We start from the raw sequence: 16,009 nt of genomic DNA on the forward strand, positions 1-16,009 counted from the left end.
GTTCTTGTTTTTGTTATTTGTCCCTGCTTGAAGCACCGCCCCGTGGATTAAAGCGATGACAACGTGGAACGCAACTTTAGGGATAAAGCTTGACAAATGCCATTTCGCTAATTGGCGCGACTTGATGCTACTTGATGCTAAAATGGCGGCATCTAGCATCATCGTGTTGCCGTCGAGAAAAAAGAGGATCTGATGACCGCACTGACAGAAAATACCAAGGCAATCCACGCCGCGCAGCGCGAATTCTGCGCCAACCTGCGCATGCTCTGCAGCTATTACCGGTCGGTGGCCGACGTCTGCCGCAAGCTCAATCTCAATCGCGCTCAATTCAATCGCTACCTGAACGGCACCAGCAAGCCGTCCAGCCACACGCTGGAACGAATTTGTGATTTCTTTGGCGTGGAACCGTCGGAAATCTATCTGCCGCGCGAACACTTCCACCAGATCGTGCAGGTGCGCCCGAAGCAACGTACCGAGCGCGCCGCCTACACTGATCACATCCTTCGCCTGCAGCATCAATCAACCGGCAAGTTCGACAAATATCTCGGTTACTACTACGAGTACTATTACTCGATGAGTGCGCCCGGCAAGGTGCTGCGCGGACTGGTGCATATCTTCATGCACGACGGCGCGATCTATCACGAGCGGCTGGAGCGCTTTCCGCAGCATGCCAACCTTGACCAGACATACAAATGCAAATACATGGGCTGCACCTTTTACCTGAACGACCGCATCTTCCTGACTGACTACGAGTCGCTGACGGGCAACGAGATCGCGCAAACGATCCTGTTTCCGACCTACAAGAACAAGGTTGCCCGCCTGTCCGGCCTGATGCTCGGCGTGTCGTCCAGCAATCAGCGCTCGATTGCTTGCGCGCGCGTCGTGTTTGAGTTCCTCGGCAAGAGCATCGATATCCGCAAGGCGATGCGCCTGTGCGGCCTGTTCGATCCGAAGCGCGGGGAAATCGACCCGACCATCCTGAAGGTGATCGACAACTCGCCGCACAAGGATCAGCACCACTTCTATACGATTCCGCTGTAATTCGTCGCACCGCGGAAGGCAACCGCGGGGGACGTACAAACGGAAGCGCTTTCGGTACACTTGCAAGCATGCTGACTCCCACCATCATCCATCGCGGAAGCGAATCGTACGACATCACGTTCGCCGCGATGCGCGCATTTACCGATGCACGCACGCCCGACACCCCCGACGAATTCTGGATCGTCGAACATCCGCCGGTTTTCACTCTTGGCCTGGGCGCCGATCCATCGCATGTCCTCGACGCGCACGGCATCCCGGTGGTCCAGACCGATCGCGGCGGCGAAGTGACCTATCACGGTCCGGGGCAGGTGGTGGTCTATTTGCTAATGGATTTGCGCCGCAAACCCGGTGCGCGCCTGTATGCGCGCGAATTCGTGAATAAAATTGAACAGTCGGTCATAAACACCTTGCGGGCGTATAATCTGGACGGTGAGCGCAAGCCCGGCGCGCCCGGCATTTACATGTCAGGCGGCGACTGGAAAGGTGCAAAAATCGCTGCGCTCGGCCTGAAAGTGCGCGGCAGCGGCTGCACCTATCACGGCGTGTCGCTGAATGTCTCGATGGACCTGGCCCCATTCTCCTGGATCAATCCCTGCGGTTATGAAGGACTGGCCACCGTGGACATGAAAACCGTCGGCGTGGAAGCGCCGTTGGGTGACGTGCAATCGGCACTGGCTCACAACCTGATCGATTTATTAACGGCGTGATTGCGCCTTTCGTCCCGTCGAAGCGACGGACGAGGAAACGACCTGTCCATGACCACCGAAAAAGACCCGCAGCCTTCTCCCGCCTACAATCCGAGCGAGAAGCAGAAAGGCGCCGGCAAAACCGCGCGCATCCCGATCAAGATCGTCCCCGCCGAAAAGCTGCCCAAGCCCGACTGGATCCGCGTGAAAGCCGGATCGCCTTCGACGCGCTTCAATGAAATCAAGGGCATTCTGCGCGAAAACAAGCTGGTCACAGTGTGCGAGGAAGCGAGCTGCCCGAACATCGGCGAATGCTTCGGCAAGGGCACCGCAACCTTCATGATCATGGGCGACAAATGCACGCGCCGCTGCCCATTCTGCGACGTAGGCCACGGCCGCCCAGATCCGCTCGATCCAACCGAACCCGAGAAGCTGGCGAAAGCCATCGGCGCCATGCGCCTGAGCTATGTGGTGATCACTTCCGTCGACCGCGACGATCTGCGTGATGGTGGTGCCGGCCACTTCGCCGACTGCATCCGCCATGTACGCGCAATGTCGCCGAAAACCCGCATCGAGATCCTGACGCCGGATTTCCGCGGCCGCATGGAGCGCGCTCTCGAGATCCTCAAGGAAACGCCGCCCGACGTGATGAATCACAACCTGGAAACCGTGCCTCGCCTGTACAAGGAAGCGCGTCCTGGCGCCGATTATCATTTCTCCCTGAATCTGCTCAAGAGCTTCAAGGAGCTGCGCCCGGAAATTCCGACCAAGTCCGGCCTGATGGTCGGCCTCGGCGAAACCGATGAAGAAATCCTGCAAGTCATGCGTGACCTGCGCGACCACGGCGTCACCATGCTGACGATCGGCCAATATCTGATGCCCTCGGGCGATCATTTGCCGGTTCGTCGCTACGTGCATCCCGACACGTTCAAGATGTTTGAAGCTGAAGCCTACAAAATGGGCTTCGCGCACGCGGCAGTCGGTGCCATGGTGCGCAGCTCCTATCATGCCGACCAGCAGGCGCATGGAGCCGGCGTCATCTGATACATCCGCGACAAGGCCGGCCCTGCTTGCGAACTGAGGCAGAACAAGGCTTTGTCCGCGCAGGCCTGCGATTTTGATAAAAGTAAAGGAGCGGATCGCCGCTTCGCCGACAATGACGGCGTGGGCGACCGCCCACTTCGTTTGCGCCACCGTTTCGCAACCGGGCATACGCTGCGATGTGCAACACGCCTCCTTTCTCTGACCACCTCCCAAGCCGACCATCCCCTTTGGCGCATGCGACGCGATGCGCAGGAAAACCGCTGAAGTCCCGCCGACGAACCCCGGCGAACGGCACTCCAACAGGATTGCACGCTGGCATGTTGTCCCGCGTACATCGTTACAAATCCACATGAACTTATGCCTGACACGCTTGCCATACCAACACTTATGATTGCATGGTCGGAAGTTACAAAATTCGGAGACGTCACCATCACGACGTTCGCCGCATTGGCGATCGCAGCCTGGCTCCTCGCCGAGAATGAAAGGCGCCTGGCACTGTGGTGGGGTATCTTGTTTGCTGCCGGACTGGGCGTGGTGATTGCCACAAAAATGGCCTTCATCGGCTGGGGCATCGGCATCCGGTCGCTGGACTTCGCCGGGTTCAGCGGCCATGCGATGCGCGCGTCGGCAGTGATGCCAGTCCTGTTCTACCTGATGCTGCAACGTATGCCTGCGATAGTGAGAACCTTCGGCATCTTGCTTGGCTTGGCTTGCGGCGTGGTCGTCGGCATATCACGCATTGCGGTGCACGCGCACTCAGTGTCTGAAATCACGGCAGGATGGTTGCTCGGAAGCGCCGTCAGCCTCGGCTTCATCTGGGTGGCGAGCAAGTCGCTGCAAAGACCGGTGTTCAATCCCCTGCGTATCGCCTTCAGCCTGCTTGCCCTGCTGCCGGCGCCCTACGTGCATCCGGCGCCGACTCAGCAATGGCTGACCAATATCACTTTGTATTTTTCCGGCCATGATCAGCCGTTCCCGCGAGAAGGATGGCGGATCAGCCGCCCGCGTGGCCGCCCCCCAGCGGCGCTGTGACCGACCGCTTCAAGCTATCCCGGATAAAAACAAAAAGCGCCATGACGGCGCTTTTTGTTTGATGCTTGCACAAGATCAGGCGGCCAATGCTTCTTCAAGCAACTGGTGCAAAGCGGCGAAGTCCGGTTCGCCGACATAGCGCTTGATGATGTTGCCCTTCTTGTCGATCACATACGTGGTCGGTGTCAATTTCACATCGTTAAATGATTTCGCGATGTCGCCTTGCGTATCCAGCGCGACCTTGAAGGGAAGCTGACGGGTCTGCGCATAATTGAGCACATAGTTGGGCGGGTCATAACTCATCGCCACGGCGACAAAATCCAGTCCCTTGTCCTTGAACGCGTTATAGGTGCGCACCATCTCCGGCATCTCTTTCACGCAGGTCGTGCAACTGGTGGCCCAGAAATTCACCATGACCACTTTTCCGCGCAGGCTGCGCAAGGGAATCTTTTCACCATTCACGCTGGAAAAGGTAACGTCCGGTGCCGAATTTTCCGTGGAGAGAGAGAAATAACCGACTGCGGCAAGCGTTATCACAAGCGCTGCGCCCAGCAACTTTGTCCAGGAGCGAGGACGTGGGGAAACAGTAGTATCGGACTGCATGAGGTTCTGCCAATATCGTGTATGCCAATAAACTCATTATAGTCCCGCCATGGACGCGCTACGGGCCAGCATGTCAGGGACGCAAATAGACGAAGCCCTCCCTTGCCTGCAGACGGGCCACTTCGGCGACGCCGGACGGCACCAGCTTCGCCTCCGGAACCAATTGCGACTCCGGAATCCGGTGCGCGGTCAAGGTGTTATGGCAGACACGGAAGTCGACACCTTGAGCGGCAAGCTCGCTGATCGCACTATCAAAGGGCCGGTTGTTGCGATCCTGCGCACCTTTCAGCAGAAACCGGATGCCTTCGCCATGAGCGACCACCACGATCTGCGTGTCGGGTTCCGCTCGCAAGTGGTTGCGAATGTTTGCCATGGCGCGTGCGGCCTGATCGATGCCTTCCACCAAGTGATACACGACCTTGATGCGCTCGGCCGCGGATGCACTTGCGCCGACCATCAACGCTGCCAATCCGGCAAAAAGCAGCTTGAGCAATGTGCGTTTCATCCCTGATCCCAATGATAGTTCGTGTAGGTTGCTGCCACCGCTGGTGGGACAGGCGCCTCCAGCGCGGCGCAAATCGCCCGCAGCAAATCGGCTGTCGCAAGCGGCATCGGATCGCTGTCGCCGACGGCGGCAAGCAAGGCCTTGATCAGCGCCGGCTTGGCCAGCGGCGCAAGCTGATGCGCATGATCCAGCGCAATCTTCACCTGCGCGTAATCGAGCGCAGCGACAGGTTTCAGGTCGCTTGCCGACAATGCCAGTTCCTCGCAGCGCTTCGCGCCATTGGCAAAAAGCGCGGATGCCGGCACACCGGCACCCGGTGCTGCCACATGCGCAATCAGCGACAACAAGACCTTGCAATCCTCTTTCAGCATCTCCAGGCGGGCGTAGCGCACGGGGGTTGCGCGTCCCGCGTGCGGATCCAGGCGCCGGGTCAACACCGTCTGCAAGACGAATTCCGCCAGCGTAAGCTTGTTGTCGGCCGCGATCAATCTGTCCGCAGTGGCGAGCAATGCGTCCTTTGCCGAATCCGGTAGTTGCTTCAGCGCAGGCATTGCCAGGTCGAGCAATGGCAAGCGCGCACTTTTCGGCAGACGACCGATTGCCTCAGCCAGAAAAGGCACGAGCGATGCTTGCTGCGGCGCTTCTTTTTCGAGTATGCCAAGTTGTGTGTCGCGCTCGGCCTCACCCAGCAACAACGCATAGACCATCGCGCATGCCGCATGCGGCTCGCGCACCGCGCTATCGATTTCCGGCGGCAACGTTCGTGCTTCGTACTCTTCGCTGCCGAATGCGACCCAATGCGAGGGCCGCTCTGCTTCTGCAAAACCGGTGGCGGCATAAGGAATATCCGCCAGCCTTGCATCCGGCGATGCGACATCGCCTGGCAACTCCGGCGCATCGAGCACATCCACGCTGCGGCCGTAAATGCGGCGCAGGCGTTCCTGAATCGGAGGATGGGTCGAAAACAGGCCGCTCGTCAGACTCGTTCTGGGCGCGCCAAGAAAAAGATGCGACAGTTGCTCGGCATTCGGATGTTGGATGCGCGAGCCGAGTTGCATGCTGCGCGACAATCCGCCAATCTTGCGCAGTGCGCCGCCGATGCCATCCGGATTGCGCGTGAACTGGACTGCGCTTGCGTCGGCCAGGAATTCCCGCTGGCGCGACACCGCCGCCTTGATCAGGCGGCCAAAGAATATGCCGATGTAACCGATGGCAAGCAGTGCCAGTCCCGTGACGAACAGGATTGCGCGGCCCGATGGCCCCTTGTCGTCGCGATTGCGCGCGCCCCACATGCTGGAGCCGAAATCCATCAGATGCTGGCCGAATCCGGCGATCATCTGGATACCGAACAACAATCCGATCAGCCGGATGTTCAGTCGCATGTCGCCGTTGAGGATATGACTGAATTCATGGCCGATCACGCCTTGCAGCTCGTCGCGCGTCAGCCGGGTGAGCGCGCCGCGCGTGACCGTGACGACCGCCTCGTCCTGGTTATAGCCGGCGGCAAACGCATTGATCGCGTCCTCACGATCCATCACGTAGACCTTGGGGCAAGCGATGCCGGACGCCAGCGCCATTTCCTCCACGACGTTGAGCAGCCTGCGTTCCTGCACATCGGTCGACGACGGAGCAACCAGGCGGCCGCCCGCCATTTTTGCGACCGCGTCGCCGCCGTCGCGCAGGTTGAACATCTCGATCAGCGTTCCGCCTGCGATCAACGCCAGCGTGATCGCGGTGTTGGTGGCAAAGAAACCTTTGGGATAGGCGCGCATTCCGGGCACATATCCTGTCTGCGTCCAGCTCCACACCAGCGCCATCGCGATATTGACGGCGGCGACGATCGCGATGACCGCCAGCGTGAACAGGATGATGAGCGTCCTGGTCTGGCGACGGGCGTGGTCTTGTTGTTCGAAGAAATTCATGGGCGGCGCCATGAGTTCCCCTTGCAGAAGGAGGAAGGCAGAGTGCTTGCGCAACGCGTCATGATTGTCCGCCCCCCTCCACCCGGCCTTCCCATTGCGTCAGAGAAGGCGAGAACCGATGCGCAGTGCGCATGGCTCAGAAAGAAACCTTCACTGCCTTGCGCTCCTCGGGCGACTCGGTGGACTCGAGCAACTCCGCCGCCGGGAAGGCGAACATCCCGGCGATGATCGAGCCCGGGAACTGTTCACGCGAGGTGTTGTACTGCATGACACTGTCGTTGAATGCCTGGCGCGCGAACGCAATGCGGTTTTCGGTGCTGGTCAGCTCTTCCGTCAGCTGCATCATGTTCTGGTTGGCCTTCAGCTCAGGGTAGGCTTCGGACAGCGCGAACATTTTCCCGAGCGAGGCAGACAAGGCGTTTTCGGCCGTTGCCATGTTGTGCATCGCGCCGGCATCGGTTGGATTGGTCGCCGCCTTGGCGTTGGCTGTTACGGCCAGGTTGCGCGCGGCAATCACCGCTTCCAGTGTTTCGCGCTCGTGCTTCATGTAGCCTTTGGCGGTTTCCACCAGATTGGGGATGAGATCGTAGCGCCGCTTCAACTGGACATCGATCTGGGCAAAGGCATTCTTGAACTGGTTGCGCAAATTCACCAGCCGGTTGTATGCGCCGACTGCCCAGAACAAGAGCAGTAATGCAAGCCCTAGCAGGATGATGATTCCGACCATGGATTCCCCCAAAGAAAAAAGCCGCAAATCGAAACGATGTGCGGCTTACTATAGCATTTCAGGATCAGGCGACTACCTATCCCGCCGTCATTTTCTGTTTTGCTCTTCCGACGACTGGGACATTTGCCTGAGATCGTCTTCCGAAATGTAGTCAAACACCTTCACGACCTTGTGCACGCCGCTGACGCCCCGCGCAACGTCGGCCGCGATTCGTCCTTCGCGCTGGGTCACGCGTCCCATCAGGTACACGGTGCCGCGTTCGGTAACGACCTTGATGGAATTCGCGTAAATATCCTTGGCGTCGACGAAGGATGCCTTGACCTTGCCGGTGATCAGCGAGTCATTGGAGCGCGAGGTAAAGCTCGACACGCCGCCCACTTCCAACTCGTTGACGATCGATTGCACGCCTTCGATGGAACCCACCTCGCGCTCAACGGCGGCTTTCATGGCCTCGTCGCGCACTTCGCCGGTCAGCAACACTTTGCGGTTGAAGCTGGCGACGTTGACATGCCCGGCGTCACCGACCGCGTTTGCCGCGCGCGCCTCGCCCTTGACCAGGATCGCCTTGTCTTCCGTCTGCGCGCCGAAAGTGCGGCGGTCAGTGGCGGCCAGCGTGCCGACCACGGCAGTACCCACCGCCATTTCGATACAACCCTGCAAGCTGGTAATTACGGCACCACACAACAGCATGGTAGCCAGCGGACGTGTTACGCGCGTCCATTTAGTCATTCGCTTCCTCCCCGAACAAGGCGACGTCGATACCGTCGCACAAACAATGAATTGTCAATAAATGTACTTCCTGGATCCTTGCTGTCCGGTCATGGGGCACGCAGATGTGCACGTCGGCATCGGTGATGCGTTTGCCGATCGCCCCGCCACCCTTCCCGGTCAAGGCGACGATGCGCATATCCCGTTCCAGTGCAGCATCGACGGCGGCGAGCACATTGGCCGAATTGCCCGAAGTCGACAGCGCCAGCAGCACGTCGCCGGATTGGCCGAAGGCTTGCACCTGCTTGCTGAACACGTCCTGGAAGCTGTAGTCGTTGCCGACTGCAGTCAGTATCGAGGTATCGGTCGTCAGCGCCATCGCTGGCAATGGCAGACGCTCACGTTCGAAGCGGCCGACCAGTTCGGCAGCGAAATGTTGACAATCGGCAGCTGAACCACCATTCCCGCAGGCAAGGATCTTATTTCCGTTAGACAATGCCGTAAACATAAGTTCCACGGCTTGAGAAATTGGATGGGCAAGAAGGGAGGCAGCTTTGAGTTTCAGTTCGGCACTTTCTTGGAAGTGCGCCTGGATGCGTTGGTTCGTCATAATGTCGCGATTATAGTGCAGTCGGGGAAGAAAGGGCCCGGCATGCAGGCGGTTTCGAGACCGGATGGAAATAATTTGCCGGAATAAAAAAGAAAGTGATTTAACTGGAACGGATCAGCGCGCGGCTCATGCATCAATCGCATTCTTCAACCAATCGATTTGCTCTCCGTCGATTGCGATGACATCGAAACGGCAGGCAGGGGGCATTTTGTATCCCTGAAGAAAAATTTGTGCGGCGATGATCAGCCTTGCCTGCTTGCGCGCGGTAACGCTCGCGGCCGCGCCGCCAAAGCGCGCATCGGTGCGTTTTCTGACTTCGACGAAAACCAGCGCATCGCGGTCATGCATGATGAGATCGATTTCGCCGCCCTTGCACCGGAAATTTCGCTCCTGCAGAGTCAATCCGCGTTGCTGCAGGAATTGCAGCGCGCGGTCCTCGGCCGCATCGCCGCTGATCTGTTTGACAGTGCGCCGGGCCTTGAGTGCATCGAACACACCCATCAGCGCACATCCTCGGTCGGCATGACGCCGCCGTCCCGGTAGATCGCCTGTTGCGCGCTGCGCGCGAAATGCGCGCCTTCCTTGTCGATGCGGACCGACAGCTTGCCGGTGACGCCATCCAACTCGAAATGCGTATGCTGCGCGGCGATCTCGCGCGCGACACGATAGGCGTCAATGCCAAGCGCATACAGGCGTTCGAGGTCGGCATCCGGCTTGCGGTCCGCTTCGACGACGAGCCGAGGATAAATCATCACTGCCGGATGATCCGGCTGCAGTTGCCACGGAATATCAAGCAAGCGCGTGCCGTCCAGCTCGTTCATGCGATCGTCGCTGACCGTCGCTGACGGAACGAATGGATTGAGCTGCGAGGTGCCGTACTGCACGACATGCTTGCCCATGAGGGATCGCACCTGCCTTGCCTGCACGGCATCCAGGGCAAGGAACAGCACCATGGGCGTGTCGTTTTGCATCTGCTTCTTCAGTTGCAACAGTATCCGGCCATTCAGGAAACCGTCATTGGACGGCAATTCGATCATCTCGGCTTCCAGCCCTTGTTGCTGCCATTGCAGCTCGAATGCCTTGCCCGCACGCCGTTGCCAGGCGGTTTTGGTGAAGATCACCAGCGCCTTGGCATGCGGATGTTCCCTGCTCGCCCAATTCGCCACTTGCCGGGCTTCGTCCTCGATCGATAACCCCATCACGAGCAAGTGCGGCGGCAATCCGGCAGGCGGCGAGGCGCTGTCCGAGGTGCCGGCATTGTCGGGTGGAGTGAGCGCCACGGTCGGCTTGTCGATGACGCCAGCCTGCACGATCGCCGCCACACCGGAGCGCGAGAGCGGCCCGACGATGATGTCGGATTGAGCGTTCGCGGTTCGGTATCCGGCAAGAATGTCCTGCGGTGCATCGCCGGTCTCGATGATATTGATGGCAATCGTGTCGTATTCATGCTCGTAGGCGGCCTGGAATCCGGCCCGCACCGCCTCGGCGGCAGCACGAAGCGCTTCGGATCGGGTGGGCAGCAGCAAAGCGATGCTTAGCTGTTTCCTTGGAATCGCGGAGTCGTCGGCCAGCCGAATGGCGTCAGAGGGAATAAACGCAGCCGGTGTCACCGAGACAGCTTCGCTCGCCTCGGCGTCCGTTTCCGGCGTGGTTGTAATTGCCCGTGCAGGCAGGCACAATCCGATGAGCAAACTACCAAGCAATGCCGCTTTCGCGAGCCGACCGAACATCACATCTCCCCATGACATCGCCCATTTCATACGCTCCATCCCTGCTGTCGCTGATGCAGGAGGTGTCGCAACAAGTCTTTCCTTTGTCCACATTATATGTGGTGGCAACACCGATCGGAAACGCGGGCGATATCACGTTGCGTGCCATCAATGTGCTTGCCATGGCCGATGCCGTCGCTTGCGAGGACACCCGCAACACGACTCATCTGCTGGCGCGTTACGGCCTGTCGAAGGAGTTGATTCCGGCGCATGAACACAATGAGCGCGAGGTGGCCGAGAAATTGATCGCGAGATTGCAGTCCGGACAGCGCATCGCACTGGTTTCGGACGCCGGCACCCCGGCCATTTCGGACCCGGGTGCGCGCATCGTCGACGCGGTGCGGCATGCCGGCCTGCGCGTCATGCCGCTGCCGGGCGCATCGGCTGCTGTCACCGCGCTGTCCGCCAGCGGCCTGGTGAACGACCGGTTCTATTTCGTCGGATTTCTGCCGGCCAGGGCAAAACAGCGTGAAAGCCTGCTCGCAACCCTGACCAAGGTCACTGCCACACTGGTTGTGTACGAAGCCCCGCACAGGATTACCGAGACCGTCGACGCTCTTGCGAACGCATTCGAGCCGACGCGACAAATCGTGTTCGCACGCGAACTCACCAAGCTGTTCGAGGAAGTCCACCGCTGCCCCCTGTCCGAAGCGCGCGCCTGGCTGGCGGCGGACGCGAACCGGCAAAAAGGCGAGTACGTGGTTCTGCTGGAGGGCGCTGCCGTGGAGAGCGATCACGACGAAGCCGAAGCCGATCGCGTACTCTCGATCCTGCTGGCCGAATGTCCGGTCAAGCAGGCGGCAGCGCTGGCGGCGCAAATCACCGGGCAGAAAAAGAATGCGCTATACGAACGGGCACTGCGTCTGAAGACGCCGACCTGACACGACTCAACGCTGCACGATCAAGGGTTTGGCTCCGCCGCCCTGCTGCAAGCGGGCAGCGACTTCCGCGGCCTCATCCCTGCTGGCGAAAGGCCCGCTGTACAAGCGATAGAACAGGCCGTATTGCACCAGCTCCACCGGCGGCAGCGTCAAGGAAGCATCTTGCATCAACCTGGTGCGCGCCGCTTCCGCGTTTTCGGCTTGCGTGAATGCGCCGAGCTGCAGGTAAAAGCCGGCCGGAGACGAAGAGGACGCGTCCGGCGTAAAGGACACGAGCACGGGTTTGGCGGAAACCGTGGCGAGCGGCTCCTCCGACGTATTGAGCGAGGCCGACTGCAGCATGACGGCTTCCGGTTTCGGCTCCGGCCGCGCAGCCGCTGCTACCGGCAACACCTCCGGCACCGGAACCGCCTGCGCCGTCTCCTGCTTTCTGGCGTTCGCCATGCGATCGATTTCGTCCGGCAGCAGGCGCTCCACCTCGAGTTCACCGCTGCCCTTGCCGAGATAGCCGAGTTTCAAGGCGGCGGTATAGGACAAATCAATAATCCGGCTGGAATGAAACGGTCCCCGATCGTTCACGCGGACGATCACTTGCTTGCCATTGGAGAGGTTGGTCACGCGCGCGTAGGACGGGATGGGTAGCGTGGGATGGGCGGCGGTCATCTTGTACATGTCGTACGGCTCGCCGGTGGAGGTTTTCTGTCCGTGGAATTTCTTGCCGTACCAACTTCCGATGCCGCGCTGCTTGAACGGACGGTCATCGGTGAATGGCGTGTATGTCTGCCCGAACACGACATAAGGCTTGTTGCCGCGGTTCGAATACGGCTCGATTTTGGGCACTGCGTCGGGCGTGTCGAGCAAGCCTTCGGGAGGCGTGTCGCCAGGGCCGTCATCCTGGTAATAACCGCCGCGCCCGGATCCGGCGGGCGGCAGCTTGGGAAGTCTGGAGGAAGACCTGGACGCCGCACCGGTTCGCGCGGATGAATCGGAGGATGTCGGCACGCTGCCGCAGCCAGCCAATATCAGCGCAGGCGCCACGATCGATAAAAACAGCGCCGTACATCGGTAGCGACTGCAGTACTTGCGCAATGACATTGCGTTCTCCTTCGTTCTTGACCGGCGAGACACGTGCTCGCCGCACTGCGCATGCGGCTCCCGCCCGCCCAAATCAGCGGTCGGCAGGTAGTCAGATTTCAATTTTTCGGGATGGAACGCGGCAATAAGCGTTCCAATGGGAAATAGTTTGCACCGGCAAGCGTCTTGCCGCAAGGACAGGCTTGTCGTTTTTGTATTGATATCGACTGCCTGCCCCGGAAAAAGTTTCCGGGGCAACTATCCGGCCGTCAACTTTGGACCAGTTTGCGATGACGCTGAATGCTCATCAGTATGCCGATTGCGACCCCGAGCGTGACAAACGCCGTACCGCCATAGCTCATGAAGGGCAAAGGCACGCCAACCACGGGAAGAATGCCGCTCACCATCCCCATGTTGACGAAGGCATAGGTGAAGAAAATCATCGTGATCGCGCCCGCGAGCAAGCGCGTGAATACGGTTGGCGCATTGGCGGCGATCATCAGGCCACGGCCGATCAGAAGCAGATAGAGAACCACCAGAGTGACGTTGCCGATCAGGCCGAATTCTTCCGAATACACCGCGAAGATGAAGTCGGTGGTGCGTTCAGGAATGAATTCGAGGTGTGCCTGCGTGCCTTTCAGCCAGCCCTTTCCGGTGACGCCGCCGGAACCGATCGCGATGGTCGACTGAATGATGTGAAAGCCCTTGCCGAGCGGATCGGTGGTCGGGTCGATCAGTGTCATGACGCGTTCACGCTGGTAATCGTGCAGCAGCGACCATACCACCGGCAGGCTGGCTCCAGCCGCGATGACAAGGCCGACCAGCACCTTCCATGACAGGCCGGCAAGAAAAATGACGTAGAAACCGGCCGCCATGACCAGGATGGCCGTGCCCAGATCCGGCTGCTTCGCAATCAGCCCGACCGGGATCACGAGCAGCAATCCGGCCACCAGAAATTCATGCCAGCGCAACATCCCTTCGCGCTTCTGGAAGAACCAGGCGAGCATCAGCGGCACCGCGATCTTCAGGATCTCGGATGGCTGGATGACGACGCCGATATTGACCCAGCGGCGCGCGCCCTTCTTCACGATGCCGAAGACAGCCACCGCCACCAGCAAGGCGATCCCGACCGAATAGACCGGCACGGCAAAGCGCATCAGGGTCTGCGGCGGCAGGATGGCCGCAATCCACATGATGACAAACGAGATCAGGATATTGCGCATATGATCTTCGATCCGCCCGGCGAAGTCATAGCCGGCCGAGTACATCGTGACCGTACTCACGCACAGGATCAGAAAGACGATCATCGCCAGCGGTCCGTCGAACACCGTCAGGTATTGCTTGATGGTCGGCCAGAGCGGCCGCCGTTCGGTCAAATCGATGCTTGCCATCAGTCCTGGTTTCCTTTGGTTTCCGCGCCGGCTTTCGGGCCGCCGACGGATTCTGCCTCCGCCTTCAGCTCGGCTACCGGACGGGCATTCACCTCGTCGGTTTTTTCAACCGGAACAGCCGGTTTGTCCTTGTCTTCGGGTCGCTTGCCCAAGAGGTAATAATCCAGTGCCTTGCGCACGATCGGCGCCGCGGTCGCCGCGCCGAAACCGCCGTTTTCAACGATGATCGCAATCGCGATCTTCGGATTGTCCGCCGGCGCAAACGCGGTGTACAGCGAGTGGTCGCGGTGACGTTCATCGACCTTGCTGGCGTCGTACTTTTCATTCTTCTTGATGCCCACCACCTGTGCGGTACCGGTCTTGCCGCCGGAGACGTAGCCGGCGCCCGCAAACGCCCGCGCCGAGGTTCCCTCGCGCGTCACGCCGACCATGGCATTCTTGATGAAGTCGACGTTTTGCTGCTTGAGGTCGATGCGGTAGCTTTCGTTGCGCACGGTCAGGGTGCGCTCCTTGGTGGCGCCATTCTCGACGATCTTCACCAGGTGCGGCTTCATCACCACGCCATTGTTGGCGAGAGTGGCCACGGCATGCGCCATCTGCAAGGGCGTGAATGAGTTGTAACCCTGCCCGATGCCGAGCGAAATCGTTTCGCCCGCATACCACTTCCTTTGCTCCGGTCGCTTGTAGGCATTGCGCTTCCAGGTGGTCGACGGCAGCACGCCCTGGCGCTCATGCTCCAGATCGATGCCCGTCAATTGCCCGAAGCCGAACTGCTTCATGAAATCATGGATGCCGTCGACACCGATATCGTTGGCCAGCATGTAGTAATACGTATCGCAGGACTGCACGATCGACCTGTACATGTCGACACTGCCGTGCCCGCCCTCCTTGTCGTCGCGGAACTTGTGATTGCCGAACCAGAAGAATCCGGGGTCGTGGATGGTTTGGTTCGGCGTGCGCTTGCCAAGTTCCAGCGCCGCCAGCGCCATGAACGGCTTGTAGGTGGAACCGGGCGGATAGCTGCCGATCAACGGGCGGTTCAGCAGCGGTCGATCGATCGAGGTATTCAGCTCTTCCCAGCTCTTCGGATCGATGCCTTCCACGAACAGGTTCGGGTCGAAAGTGGGCTTGGAGACGTAAGCCAGCACGTCGCCCGTCGCCGGCTCGATCGCCACCAGGGCGCCGCGTCTGTCGCCGAAAGCTTCTTCGATGACTTTTTGCAGTTCGATATCGATCGACAGGATCAGGTTGTGGCCGGGCGTGGCCGGCGTGCGCGACAAGGTGCGCACCGCGCGCCCGCCTGCCGATACCTCGACCTCTTCGTAGCCGGTGGTGCCGTGCAGCACCTCCTCATATTTCTTTTCCAGGCCTTCCTTGCCGATGTAGTCGGTGCCGGCATAGTTGGCCGAGTCTTCCATGTCCTCGATCCGTTCCGCATCGCGCTGACTGATGCGGCCGATGTAGCCGATGACGTGCGAAGCGGTTTCTCCCAGCGGATACTGGCGGAACAATCGCGCCTGGATCTCCACGCCAGGGAAACGATAGCGCTGTGCGGTAAAGCGGGCCACCTCCTCATCCGTCAGACGGGTGCGGATGGGCACGCTTTCAAAGTTCTTTGCTTCGTCCAGCAGCCGCCGGAAACGGCGGCGATCCTTGGACTGGATATCGACCAGGGCTGACAGGTGTTCAATCACCGCGTCCAATGGCTCCTGGATCTTGGAGGGCGTGATTTCGAGCGTGTAAGCGGAAAAATTGCGCGCCAGGACCACGCCGTTGCGGTCGAGGATCAGGCCGCGATTGGGCACGACCGGGACGACGGAAATACGATTGTCTTCGGCCTGGCTGGCATAGTCCTTGTACTTGACCGTCTGCAACCACAGGAAGCGCGTGATCAGCAATCCGAAACAGATGAGCACGAACACGCCTGCCGCCGACAGGCGCAGGCGGAACAGATGTATTTCACGTTCGGTATTCTTAAACTCGGTCATACTCAGCCATTACGCTCCACTCGCGTGC

At 59.8% G+C, this 16,009-nt stretch carries 16 protein-coding genes; 5 read left to right on the forward strand and 11 right to left on the reverse strand.

Annotated elements, in window-relative coordinates; translation table 11 throughout:
• The first annotated feature begins 192 nt into the window (after positions 1 to 192).
• The 4 genes from E6W33_RS01695 to E6W33_RS01710 all read left to right on the forward strand — a co-directional run bounded on the left by E6W33_RS01695 (position 193) and on the right by E6W33_RS01710 (position 3,803).
• Positions 193 to 1,041, forward strand: a complete 849-nt coding sequence (locus E6W33_RS01695) for a helix-turn-helix transcriptional regulator (RefSeq protein ID WP_136413599.1) — start codon at positions 193 to 195, stop codon at positions 1,039 to 1,041.
• Positions 1,042 to 1,109: 68 nt separating this feature from the next.
• Complete coding sequence (lipB, locus tag E6W33_RS01700; RefSeq protein WP_136413601.1) at positions 1,110 to 1,748, forward strand: lipoyl(octanoyl) transferase LipB; 639 nt, start codon at positions 1,110 to 1,112, stop codon at positions 1,746 to 1,748.
• 48 nt (positions 1,749 to 1,796) lie between these two features.
• On the forward strand, positions 1,797 to 2,771 hold the full coding sequence (gene lipA, locus E6W33_RS01705; RefSeq protein ID WP_136413603.1) for a lipoyl synthase: 975 nt from the start codon (positions 1,797 to 1,799) through the stop codon (positions 2,769 to 2,771).
• A gap of 387 nt (positions 2,772 to 3,158) precedes the next feature.
• Positions 3,159 to 3,803, forward strand: a complete 645-nt coding sequence (locus tag E6W33_RS01710; RefSeq protein ID WP_136413605.1) for a phosphatase PAP2 family protein — start codon at positions 3,159 to 3,161, stop codon at positions 3,801 to 3,803.
• A gap of 75 nt (positions 3,804 to 3,878) precedes the next feature.
• Here E6W33_RS01710 and E6W33_RS01715 read toward each other — a convergent pair whose 3' ends face one another.
• The 8 genes from E6W33_RS01715 to E6W33_RS01750 all read right to left on the reverse strand — a co-directional run bounded on the left by E6W33_RS01715 (position 3,879) and on the right by E6W33_RS01750 (position 10,608).
• Positions 3,879 to 4,406 (reverse strand): TlpA disulfide reductase family protein, encoded by a 528-nt coding sequence (locus E6W33_RS01715; protein WP_136413607.1) that lies wholly within the window; start codon positions 4,404 to 4,406, stop codon positions 3,879 to 3,881.
• Between the two features lie 73 nt (positions 4,407 to 4,479).
• Positions 4,480 to 4,911 (reverse strand): DsrE family protein, encoded by a 432-nt coding sequence (locus E6W33_RS01720; protein WP_136413609.1) that lies wholly within the window; start codon positions 4,909 to 4,911, stop codon positions 4,480 to 4,482.
• Positions 4,908 to 6,833, reverse strand: coding sequence for a M48 family metallopeptidase (locus E6W33_RS01725; RefSeq protein WP_136413611.1), 1,926 nt, complete (start codon positions 6,831 to 6,833; stop codon positions 4,908 to 4,910). The genes E6W33_RS01720 and E6W33_RS01725 overlap by 4 nt, the downstream gene beginning before the upstream one ends.
• Positions 6,834 to 6,969: 136 nt before the next feature.
• Complete coding sequence (locus E6W33_RS01730) at positions 6,970 to 7,560, reverse strand: LemA family protein (RefSeq protein WP_136413613.1); 591 nt, start codon at positions 7,558 to 7,560, stop codon at positions 6,970 to 6,972.
• A gap of 87 nt (positions 7,561 to 7,647) precedes the next feature.
• Positions 7,648 to 8,289: a BON domain-containing protein gene (locus E6W33_RS01735; RefSeq protein ID WP_136413615.1), complete on the reverse strand. Its 642-nt coding sequence runs from the start codon at positions 8,287 to 8,289 to the stop codon at positions 7,648 to 7,650.
• Positions 8,282 to 8,878, reverse strand: a complete 597-nt coding sequence (locus E6W33_RS01740; RefSeq protein ID WP_136413617.1) for a phosphoheptose isomerase — start codon at positions 8,876 to 8,878, stop codon at positions 8,282 to 8,284. The genes E6W33_RS01735 and E6W33_RS01740 overlap by 8 nt, the downstream gene beginning before the upstream one ends.
• Before the next feature lie 126 nt (positions 8,879 to 9,004).
• Positions 9,005 to 9,379 carry a YraN family protein gene (locus tag E6W33_RS01745; RefSeq protein ID WP_136413619.1) on the reverse strand — a complete coding sequence of 125 codons (375 nt, stop codon included), beginning with the start codon at positions 9,377 to 9,379 and terminating at the stop codon, positions 9,005 to 9,007.
• Positions 9,379 to 10,608, reverse strand: coding sequence for a penicillin-binding protein activator (locus E6W33_RS01750; RefSeq protein ID WP_136413621.1), 1,230 nt, complete (start codon positions 10,606 to 10,608; stop codon positions 9,379 to 9,381). Before E6W33_RS01750 ends, E6W33_RS01745 begins: the two co-directional genes overlap by 1 nt.
• A gap of 11 nt (positions 10,609 to 10,619) precedes the next feature.
• Between E6W33_RS01750 and rsmI the strand changes: the two genes are divergently transcribed.
• Positions 10,620 to 11,528, forward strand: coding sequence for a 16S rRNA (cytidine(1402)-2'-O)-methyltransferase (gene rsmI / locus E6W33_RS01755; RefSeq protein WP_136413623.1), 909 nt, complete (start codon positions 10,620 to 10,622; stop codon positions 11,526 to 11,528).
• Between the two features lie 6 nt (positions 11,529 to 11,534).
• Here rsmI and E6W33_RS01760 read toward each other — a convergent pair whose 3' ends face one another.
• From E6W33_RS01760 to mrdA, 3 genes are all read right to left on the reverse strand, one after another.
• Positions 11,535 to 12,623: a septal ring lytic transglycosylase RlpA family protein gene (locus E6W33_RS01760; RefSeq protein ID WP_136413625.1), complete on the reverse strand. Its 1,089-nt coding sequence runs from the start codon at positions 12,621 to 12,623 to the stop codon at positions 11,535 to 11,537.
• 248 nt (positions 12,624 to 12,871) lie between these two features.
• Complete coding sequence (gene rodA / locus E6W33_RS01765; RefSeq protein ID WP_136413628.1) at positions 12,872 to 13,993, reverse strand: rod shape-determining protein RodA; 1,122 nt, start codon at positions 13,991 to 13,993, stop codon at positions 12,872 to 12,874.
• Positions 13,993 to 15,981 (reverse strand): penicillin-binding protein 2, encoded by a 1,989-nt coding sequence (gene mrdA / locus E6W33_RS01770; protein WP_136413630.1) that lies wholly within the window; start codon positions 15,979 to 15,981, stop codon positions 13,993 to 13,995. Before mrdA ends, rodA begins: the two co-directional genes overlap by 1 nt.
• Positions 15,982 to 16,009 lie beyond the last annotated feature (28 nt).

This window comes from Herbaspirillum sp. ST 5-3 (assembly GCF_004804275.1).
In the GTDB taxonomy this organism is placed as follows: Bacteria; Pseudomonadota; Gammaproteobacteria; order Burkholderiales; family Burkholderiaceae_D; genus Noviherbaspirillum.